Origin of the sequence: Oricola sp., assembly GCF_022763245.1 — a bacterium.
Classification (GTDB): domain Bacteria; phylum Pseudomonadota; class Alphaproteobacteria; order Rhizobiales; family Rhizobiaceae; genus Oricola.
In genome coordinates this window covers 19,335-28,585 of the sequence record NZ_JALEGV010000013.1, presented here as the reverse complement: position 1 = coordinate 28,585, position 9,251 = coordinate 19,335, and the positions used below count along the sequence as shown (strand labels likewise).

Here is a 9,251-nt window from a genome sequence, read left to right as displayed (position 1 = left end):
ACCACGCGCTCGGCGAAGAGGTCTTCGGCCCGCTCGGCCTGATCGTCACCGCCAAAGATTTCGACGAGATGCTGGCGATCGCCCGCTCGCTGCAGGGACAGCTCACCTGCACGATCCACATGGACGACACCGACGACGGTGACGGCCGGACGCTGATGCCGATCCTGGAACGCAAGGCCGGCCGGCTGCTCGCCAACGGCTTTCCAACCGGCGTCGAGGTCTGCGACGCCATGGTCCATGGCGGGCCCTACCCCGCCTCCACAAATTTCGGCGCAACCTCCGTCGGCACCCTCTCCATAAGACGCTTCCTCAGACCTGTCTGCTACCAGAACATGCCCGAAAACATGCTGCCGGAGGAGCTGAGAGGCTGATCGAGGTTCGGCGTCAGGCCTTGCCGACGTTCTGGCGCTGCGAGCCCAGTCCCTCGATGCCGAGTTCGATGACCTCGCCGCCCTTCAGATAGACCGGCGGCTTCTGGCCCATGCCGACGCCGGGCGGCGTGCCGGTGGAGATCACGTCGCCCGGCTGCAGGCTCATGAAGCGGCTGACATAGCTGACCAGATGCGCGACGCCGAAGACCATCGTCTCCGACGAGCCGTCCTGGAACCGCTTGCCGTCGACGTCGAGCCACATCTTCAGCTTCTGCGGATCGGCGACTTCGTCCCGCGTCACCAGCCACGGGCCGATCGGGCCGAACGTGTCGCAGCCCTTGCCCTTGTCCCAGGTGCCGCCGCGCTCGATCTGGAATTCACGCTCCGAGACGTCGTTGACGACGCAATAGCCGGCGACATGGTCGAGCGCGTCCGCCTCTTCGATATAGGCGCCGCCCTTGCCGATCACGACGCCCAGCTCGACCTCCCAGTCGGTCTTGACGGACCCGCGCGGAATCTTCACCTCGTCATTCGGACCGCAGATCGCGCTCGTCGCCTTCATGAAGATGACCGGCTCCTTCGGCACTTCGGCGCCCGTCTCGGCGGCGTGGTCGGAGTAGTTCAACCCGATGCAGATGAACTTGCCGACGCCGCCGACGCAGGGCCCGATCCGGCCGGCATCGAGTTCCGGCAGGTCGGACGGATCGAGTGCAGCCAGCCTGGCCAGCGTTTCGGGCAACAGCGTCTCGCCGGCAATGTCGGAGACGATCGAAGAAAGGTCGCGCGCCTTGCCCTCACGATCGAGGATTGCGGGTTTTTCCTGTCCGGCTTCGCCGATACGGAGCAGTTTCATGGTGTAGTCCTTGCAGGCTTGAAATCAGGCGGCCTTGGTCGCGCCGCCGTGGAAAATGTGATCCTCGATGGACGCCGGCTTCATCTCGATGGAGAAACCGGGTGTCACCGGCGGCATGTAGGCCGCGTTTCGGATGACGCAGGGATCGACGAAATGCTCGTGCAGATGATCGACATATTCGATCACGCGCCCGTCCATCGTTGCCGACACGGCGACGAAATCGATCATCGAGAGATGCTGGACATATTCGCACAAGCCCACCCCGCCGGCATGCGGCCAGACGGGCAGCCCGTATTTCGCGGCCATCAGCAGCACGCCGAGCACCTCGTTCAGCCCGCCCATGCGGCAGGCGTCGATCTGCACGATGTCGATGGCCCCGCCCGCGATCATCTGCTTGAAGACGATGCGGTTCTGGCACATCTCGCCCGTCGCCACCTTGACCGGCGCGACCGCCTCGCGGATCCGGCGGTGGCCGGCGATGTCGTCGGGGCTGGTCGGCTCCTCGATGAAGAAGGGATCGGCGAAGGAAAGCTGCTTCACCCAGTCGATCGCCTGGCCGACTTCCCAGACCTGGTTCGCGTCGATCATCAGGAAACGGTCCGGGCCGAGTTCCTCGCGCGCGATCCGCAGACGGCGGACATCGTCCGCGACGTCGCGCCCGACCTTCAGCTTCACATGGGTGTAGCCCGCCTCCACGGCCTCGCGGCACAGCCGGCGCAGTTTCTCGTCGGGATAGCCAAGCCAGCCCGCCGAGGTCGTGTAACAGGGATAGCCCTTCGCCTCGAGTGCCGCGATGCGCTCCGCCTTGCCCGCTTCGGCCGCCGCCAGGATGGCGAGAGCCTCCTCGCGGGAGATCGCGTCGGTCAGGTAGCGGAAATCGACGATATCGACGATCTCCTCCGGGCTCATGTCGGCGACGAGCCGCCAGACGGGCTTGCCCGCCCGTTTCGCCAGCAGGTCCCAAACCGCGTTCACCACCGCGCCCGTCGCCAGATGCATCGCGCCCTTGTCCGGCCCGATCCAGCGCAATTGGCTGTCCGACGTCACGTGGCGCCAGAACCGTCCGGGCTTCTCGGCGATCCAGTCCAGATCGAGCCCGACGACCAGATGCCGCATCGCCTCGATCGCCGCGACGCAGATCTCGTTGCCGCGACCGATGGTGAAGGTCAGGCCGTGGCCCTCCAGCCCGTCATCACCGGTTTCGAGCACGACATAGGCGGCCGAATAGTCGGGATCGGGGTTCATCGCGTCCGAGCCGTCGAGGTTCTGCGACGTTGGGAAGCGGAGATCGTATGTCTTGAGGCCGGTGATTTCGGTCACGGATTTCGTCCTTGAGGCGTTGTCAGATCGTCCAGCCGCCGTCGATGGCGTAGGCCTGGCCGGTCGTGTAGGTCGCGTTGGCGAGGTGAACCGCGAGGTCGGCGATCTCCTCCGGCGTGCCGATGCGGCCCATCGGCTGGCGGGCGATGAAGGCCGCCCGCGCCGCGTCGAAATCGCCCTGCGCGCGCATCCGGTCATGCAGCGAAGGGCTCTCCACCGTTCCCGGGCAGATCGCATTGCAGCGGATGTTCTGCGCGACATAGTCCGCGGCCACGGCCTTGGTCAGCCCGATCACCGCGGCCTTCGTCGTTCCGTATGCGAAGCGGTTCGGCACACCCTTCATGGAGCTTGCAACCGACGCCATGTTGACGATCGCGCCACCGCCGCGCTCCAGCATCGCCGGCAGCACCGCGCGGATCGTGCGGATCATCGAGCGAACGTTGAGGTCGACCGCGAAATCGAACTCCTCGTCCTTCATTTCGAGGATCGAGCCGGCATGCACGAAGCCCGCGCCGTTGAAGAGCACATCCACCGAGCCGGTCTCGGCGACGACGGCACTAACCGCCTCGTCCTTCAGCACGTCGAGCACGCGCGTTTCCACGCCCTCGGTCGCGGCCAGTTCGGCAAGCGTCGCCTCGTTGATGTCGGTCGCGACCACTTTCGCGCCGGCAGCGGCGAAGGCGAGCGCTGTCGCGCGGCCGATTCCCTGCCCGGCCGCCGTGACCAATACGGTCTTTCCCCTGACCCAGTCCGTCATGTTGTCTCCGTCTGCCCGTCAGGCGGGCTTGTTCTTGCGTTCGACGATGTGAATGTGATCGGCGACGAGCACGACCTCGTCGCGCTGGTTCAGCACTTCGGTGCGCTCGACCACCCGGCCGGCATCAGGCCGTTTCGGGTCGTCTTCCTTCGCGGCGATCGTCACGCGCGAACGGATCGTGTCGCCGATGAAGACCGGTTTGACGAAGCGCAGCCGATCGTAGCCGTAGGAGAACGCAACCGGGTTGATCACGCTCGCCGTCAGGCCGATGCCGATGGCGAAGACCATCGTGCCGTGCGCGATGCGCTGGCCGAAGGGCTGCGTCTTCATGAACTCGGCATCCATGTGATGCGGGAAGAAATCGCCCGTGTGGCCGGCATGGACCACGAAGTCCGTCTCCGTGATCGTGCGGCCATAGGTCATGCGCTCGTGGCCGAGTTCGTATTCCTCGAAATAGATCGTCTGTTCCATCGTCAGGGCTTTCGTTGAAGCGGCGTTGCGGGCGACGCCGAGGATTGATAGGCCGCCTCGACCAGCGCCATCGTGTTCCAGGCGTCCTCCACGGAACTGACCAGTTCGGCGTCCTCGCCGGTGACGAAACGCTGCAGATTGGCCATCCGTCCGACGAACGCGTCGGGGAACCAAGCGCCCTTGAGCGGCACCGTCACCCAGTCGTCGCCGCCCTTGGGAAAGATCTCCAGGATGTCCGGTTCGCCGCGCGGATAGTCCAGGTTGACGCCCAGTTGCAGATAGGCCGCGCCCTCAGTCCCGCAGACGCGGAACTCGCAGGCCTGGTGCTTGCGGCCGAACTTGTGGTCGTGATTGATCGAAAGCGCGCAGCGCACCGTGTCGCCATAGTCGAGGATCGCGCTGGTGCGCGTCTGCGCCATCTCGTGGTTCGGATGGCCGAGCGACTTCGCATGGACGCCCTTGGGGTCCCCGAGGACCTGGCGGATCAGGTCGAGATAGTGGATCGAATGCATCGTGATCTCGATCCGCGGCAGCCCCTTCAGGAAGGCCCACAATTCCCACGGCGTCGCCAGCGCCAGCCAGGCGTCGAAATCGACAACCTCGCCTAGCCATCCCTTGGCGATGGCGTCCTTGAGCGCCAGCATCATCGGCGCGAAGCGGAGCTGGAAATTCACCGCTGCCTTCAGGTCCTTCTCGCGGCAGATTCGCAGCACTTCCGTCGCGCCGACGAGATCGGATCCCATCGGCTTCTGGATCAGCGCCGCCGCGCCGTCCGGCAGGGCGCGCAGCACGTCGGCATGCACCTTGGGCGGCGTGGCGAGATCGAAGATCGCGCCCGGAACCGCCACGGCCTCCTCGATCGTCGCAAAGGCTTCCACGCCCCATTCGGACGCGAGCTTGCGCGCCTTTTCAGGATCGGGATCGTAGAGGCCCGCCACGGGGAAACCCGCCTTCCTATAGGCCGGAAAATGCGCGTCGCTGACGATGGAACCCGCGCCGAAAGTCACGATCGGGCGCGGATCGGCCGGCATCGCCCAGGATTGGCTCAGATCAGCGGGGTCGAAGCGCTCAGTCATGATGGAAGACCTCCTCCATCATCGCCCACCACTCGCCGTCCTTGCGCGTCTCGAGCGGCTCCTGGCAGGGCATGCAGACGTCCCACCATTCCTGCGTCTTCGGGTCGGCGGCCATCTTGGCGGCATCCGCCTCGAAATCCGTGCCGTGATACTCCCAATAGCCGAACAGCAGGTTTTCGGGCTCCTTCAGGAAGATGGAATAGTTGCGGATGTTGCACGTCGAGATCATGTCCAGGATCTCCGGCCAGACCGCCGCGTGCAGCCGCTTGTACTCGGCGATCTTCTCGCCCTTCAGGCCGATCACCATTCCCATACGCTGCATGGCTCAATCCTCCCGTTGCGTGACCGTCGTGGTGAATTCGGCGATGCTCTTCGCCTTCACCGCATCCCAGTCCCAGTCGATGCCGATGCCCGGCTCGGCGGGCGCCAGCGCATGACCGTCCACGATCTCCATGCGACTGCCCGTCAGGTCGTCGAGCTGCGGGATGTATTCGACATACTTGCCGTTCGGCACGGCGCAGGTCAGACTGACATGCAGTTCCATGAGGAAGTGCGGGCAGACCGGGATGTCGAAGGCTTCCGCCGCATGCGCCACCTTCAGCCACGGCGTGATGCCGCCGATCCGGCCGACATCCACCTGCACGATCGAGCAGGCCCCCTTCTGCATGTATTCGCGGAAATGCCGGATCGAATAAAGCGACTCGCCGACCGCGATGGGCGTCGCGGTGGAGTTCGACAACCGGACGTGCCCGTCGATGTCGTCGGCGGGAAGCGGCTCCTCCAGCCAGGCGAGGTCCAGTTCGCGCAACCGGTCGGCGCGCCGGATCGCCTCGTCGACGGTGAAGCCCTGGTTGCAATCCGTCATGATCTCGTAGCCGTCGCCCACGGCGGCACGCACCGCGGAAAGCCGCTCAAGGTCCTCGGACCCGTGCGGCCGGCCCACCTTGACCTTCGATCCGGTGAACCCCTTCGCCTTGGCGTCGAGCGCGTCGTCGACCAGCGCCTGCGTCTCGATATGCAGCCAACCGCCCTCGGTCGTATAGAGCGGACAGCGGTCCTTGGCTCCGCCGGCGAGCTTCCAGAGCGGCAGCCCCTGCTTGCGCGCGCGCAGATCCCAGAGCGCGGTGTCGATCGCCGCCAGCGCGATCGAGGTGATGGCGCCGATGGTCGTCGCATGGGTGGCGAATTCCAGCTCGTGCCAGATCCCCTCGATCATGTCGGCGTCGCGCCCGATCAGCCGCGGCGCCAGATGATCGGCCAGGAGCCGCATCACCGACGAGCCGCCGGTGCCGATCGTGTAGCTGTAGCCCGTGCCGGTCGCCCCGTCGGAATCGGTGATCGTGACGATCGGCGTTTCCTGGCTGACGAAGCTCTGGATCGCGTCGGTCCGCTTGACCTTCGGCACCAGGTCGACCATGCGCAGTTCGACTTTTTCGATACGCGCCATCGCACTATCTCCTCAGGGTTTTCCCGGTCGAGGCGTCGAACAGGTGCGCCTGGCTGAGATCGAAGCTGAGATCGATCGTCTCGCCGGGCTGCAGCGCCTTGGGATTGAGCATCCGCGCGATCCAGTCGTCGCCGGCGAACTCGGCGAAAACCAGCGTCTCGTTGCCGAGCGGCTCGGTGATCGACACCGGCACGGACAAGGTGTGGACGTCATGCGCCTCGCCGGAATGGATGCCGTGCCCGGCCGGATAGAGGTCGTCCGGCCGGAGCCCGAAGACCACCTTGTCGCCCGCGGTCACCTTTTCGCGGAACGCGGCCGGCAGCGGCAGCGCGTCGCCATTGGCGAAGACGAGCCTGCCGTCATCGACCGTCGCTTCGCGCAGGTTCATGGTCGGCGAGCCGATGAAGCCCGCGACGAAGCGCGTTTCGGGCCTCTGGAACACCTCTTCCGGCGTGCCGACCTGCTCGATATGACCGTCACGCATGATGACGATCCGGTCGGACAGCGTCATCGCCTCGACCTGGTCATGCGTTACGTAGATGACCGTCGACTGCACCTTGGCGTGCAGCTTCTTGATCTCGGTGCGCATCTGCATGCGCAGCTTGGCGTCGAGATTGGAAAGCGGCTCGTCGAACAGGAACACGTCCGGCTGGCGCACGATCGCGCGGCCCATGGCGACGCGCTGGCGCTGACCGCCGGAGAGCTGCGACGGGCGCCGCTCCAGAAGTTCCTCAAGGCTGAGCGTGCGCGCCGCTTCCGCGACGGCCGTGTCGATCTCCTCCTGCGAGCGGCCCGCGATCTTGAGCGAGAAGCCCATGTTCTCCGCCACGGTCATGTGCGGATAGAGCGCGTAGGACTGGAACACCATGGAGATGTTGCGCTGGCGCGGCGGCAGGTCGTTGACCATCCGGTCGCCGATGCGGATTTCGCCGCCGGTGATGTCCTCCAGCCCGGCGATCATCCGCAGCGACGTCGACTTGCCGCATCCCGACGGGCCGACAAGCGCGATGAATTCGCGGTCCTGGACCTCCAGGTTGATGGAATGCACCACCTCCAGCTGCCCGTATTTCTTGACCAGGTTCCTCAGCGAGACGGTAGCCATGTCTATCCCTTCACCGCGCCGGAGGTGAGACCGGAGACGAGGTGTTTCTGAACGATGAATGTGAGTGTGAGCGCCGGAATGATCATCACCACCGCCAGCGCGCACATGCCCCGCCAGTCGATGGTGAACTCGGCGGTGTAGTCGAGCAGGCCGACCGGCAGCGTCTTGGAATTGGTCGACCGCGTCAGCTGCGAGGCGAGCGCGAATTCGTTCCAGGAGATGAGGAAGGCGAAGATGCCGGCCGATGCGATGCCGGGCCGGGCCAGCGGGAACTCGACCTGCCAGAAGGCCTGCCACCGCGTGCAGCCGTCGATCTGCGCCGCCTCGGCGAGATCGCGCGGCACCTGCCGGAAGAAGCCGTCGATTAGCCACACCGTGAACGGCACGTTCAGCGCCACATAGGCGAGGATCATCCCGAAATGGGTGTCGATGATGCCGAGCCGCGCATAGACGAAGAACAGCGGCAGCGAGAGCGCGATGCCCGGCACGGTGCGCGTCAGCATGAAGCCGAGGAAGATCGCCGACTTGCCGCGGAACCGGTAGCGCGCGAAGGCGTAGCCTCCCGCCATGCCGACAGCGAGCGCGATCACCGTCGAGGTGACGGAGATGATGACCGAGTTGCGGAAATATTCCAGCACCGGAATGCCGCCCTGCCCGACGCCCGAGAACATCGCCACATAGGCGTCGAAGGAGAGTTCGTTCGGTATCCACACCGGCGGCTTCGCCATGATCTCGACGGTCGGGCGCAGCGAGGACAGCACGATCCACAGACCCGGCAGGCAGATGATCGCCATGGCCAGGAAGAGCCCGATGAGGTGGCCGGCCTTGAGCAGTCCGCGCTTCAGGCGGTGTGCAGAGTTCTCGTCCATCGTCACCACTCCGCACCGATCTGCTGGCGAGCCTTCGCGAGTTGCCGGAAGAACATCGCCGTGAACAGGATGGAGAGCAGGATCGCGATGTAGCTCATCGCGTTGGCGAGCCCCATGCGGGCGTCCGAATAGGCGGTGCGCGCGATCATGGTCCAGAGGATCTCGGTGCGTCCGGCCGGGCCGCCGTCGGTCATGATCTTCACGATGTCATAGGCGCGCGCGATGTCGAGCGAGCGGATCGTCATGGCGATGAAGGCGAACGGCATGACGAAGGGCCACGTCACATAGCGGAAGCTCTGCAGCGGCGTGCAGCCGTCCACTTTCGCCGCCTCCAGCGGTTCGCGCGGCATCGCCATCAGGCCGGCAAGAATGAAGATCGCGAACACCGCCGTCGACGACCAGATCTCGGCGACCAGGATCGCGATGAAGGCGAGCTGCCCGTCGATCAGCCACGGGATCGCCTGGTCGGTCAGGCCCAGCGACTGCAGGGCGTTGTTCACGATGCCGATGTTGTCGTTGAACATGAACTTGAACTGGAAGCCGACGAGGACCGGCGAGAACATCATCGGGAACATCATGATGGTGCGCAGGATCCGCTGCCCGCGCGTTGCCTTCTCCACCAGCAGCGCCAGCACCAGGCCGAGAACCATCTCCAGGTTCAGCGCGAAGGTCAGCAGCAGCACGGTCCGGCCGAAGGCGATCCAGAAATCCTTGTCGGTCAGGATCCGCTCGTAATTGCGGAACCCGATGAAGGTGTAGATGGAATCGGGCCGCGTCAGCCGGAACGGCGTGAAGCTCGAATACAGCGACAGCAAGAGCGGCACGACGACCACCGCCGCCAGCACGATGAAGGCCGGCAAGAGCAAGAGCACATGCGGCGCGGGCTTCCAGCCTCTCATCATTTCCCCGTTTCGGTTGTGAAGGGCACGATACGTCTCGCGGATAGGCGGCGCGAGACCGACTTCAAGAGAAAAAGGGCGCGGAC

At 65.1% G+C, this 9,251-nt stretch carries 10 protein-coding genes and 1 pseudogene; 1 reads left to right on the top strand and 10 read right to left on the bottom strand.

All coding sequences use genetic code 11. The annotated features are described in order from the left end of the window. A pseudogene (locus MRY80_RS07745) lies at positions 1-371 on the top strand (aldehyde dehydrogenase (NADP(+))); the annotation flags it as partial. 13 nt (positions 372-384) lie between these two features. Here the strand turns inward: MRY80_RS07745 and MRY80_RS07740 are convergent. The 10 genes from MRY80_RS07740 to MRY80_RS07695 are packed head-to-tail and all read right to left on the bottom strand — an operon-like array spanning position 385 to position 9,168. Then, a complete protein-coding gene (locus tag MRY80_RS07740) occupies positions 385-1,224 on the bottom strand; it encodes a fumarylacetoacetate hydrolase family protein (protein WP_293289715.1) in 840 nt (279 codons plus the stop codon). A 24-nt stretch (positions 1,225-1,248) separates the two neighbouring features. Further along, the gene (locus tag MRY80_RS07735) at positions 1,249-2,544 is read right to left on the bottom strand and encodes an L-fuconate dehydratase (protein WP_293289713.1); all 1,296 of its coding nucleotides are present in this window, start codon (positions 2,542-2,544) and stop codon (positions 1,249-1,251) included. Positions 2,545-2,566: 22 nt separating this feature from the next. After that, a complete protein-coding gene (locus tag MRY80_RS07730) occupies positions 2,567-3,301 on the bottom strand; it encodes an SDR family oxidoreductase (protein WP_293289711.1) in 735 nt (244 codons plus the stop codon). 18 nt (positions 3,302-3,319) lie between these two features. Beyond that, positions 3,320-3,772, bottom strand: a complete 453-nt coding sequence (locus tag MRY80_RS07725; protein WP_293289709.1) for a MaoC/PaaZ C-terminal domain-containing protein — start codon at positions 3,770-3,772, stop codon at positions 3,320-3,322. 2 nt (positions 3,773-3,774) lie between these two features. Continuing rightward, complete coding sequence (locus tag MRY80_RS07720; protein ID WP_293289708.1) at positions 3,775-4,848, bottom strand: Gfo/Idh/MocA family oxidoreductase; 1,074 nt, start codon at positions 4,846-4,848, stop codon at positions 3,775-3,777. Continuing rightward, positions 4,841-5,170: an L-rhamnose mutarotase gene (locus tag MRY80_RS07715; RefSeq protein WP_293289707.1), complete on the bottom strand. Its 330-nt coding sequence runs from the start codon at positions 5,168-5,170 to the stop codon at positions 4,841-4,843. The genes MRY80_RS07720 and MRY80_RS07715 overlap by 8 nt, the downstream gene beginning before the upstream one ends. Positions 5,171-5,173: 3 nt before the next feature. Continuing rightward, on the bottom strand, positions 5,174-6,295 hold the full coding sequence (locus MRY80_RS07710) for a mandelate racemase/muconate lactonizing enzyme family protein (RefSeq protein ID WP_293289705.1): 1,122 nt from the start codon (positions 6,293-6,295) through the stop codon (positions 5,174-5,176). A gap of 4 nt (positions 6,296-6,299) precedes the next feature. After that, positions 6,300-7,397: a sn-glycerol-3-phosphate ABC transporter ATP-binding protein UgpC gene (ugpC, locus tag MRY80_RS07705; protein WP_293289703.1), complete on the bottom strand. Its 1,098-nt coding sequence runs from the start codon at positions 7,395-7,397 to the stop codon at positions 6,300-6,302. Positions 7,398-7,399: 2 nt separating this feature from the next. Beyond that, complete coding sequence (locus MRY80_RS07700; protein ID WP_293289701.1) at positions 7,400-8,266, bottom strand: carbohydrate ABC transporter permease; 867 nt, start codon at positions 8,264-8,266, stop codon at positions 7,400-7,402. Between the two features lie 2 nt (positions 8,267-8,268). Then, entirely contained in the window at positions 8,269-9,168 is a 900-nt protein-coding gene (locus tag MRY80_RS07695) for a sugar ABC transporter permease (protein ID WP_293289699.1), read from the bottom strand. Positions 9,169-9,251 lie beyond the last annotated feature (83 nt).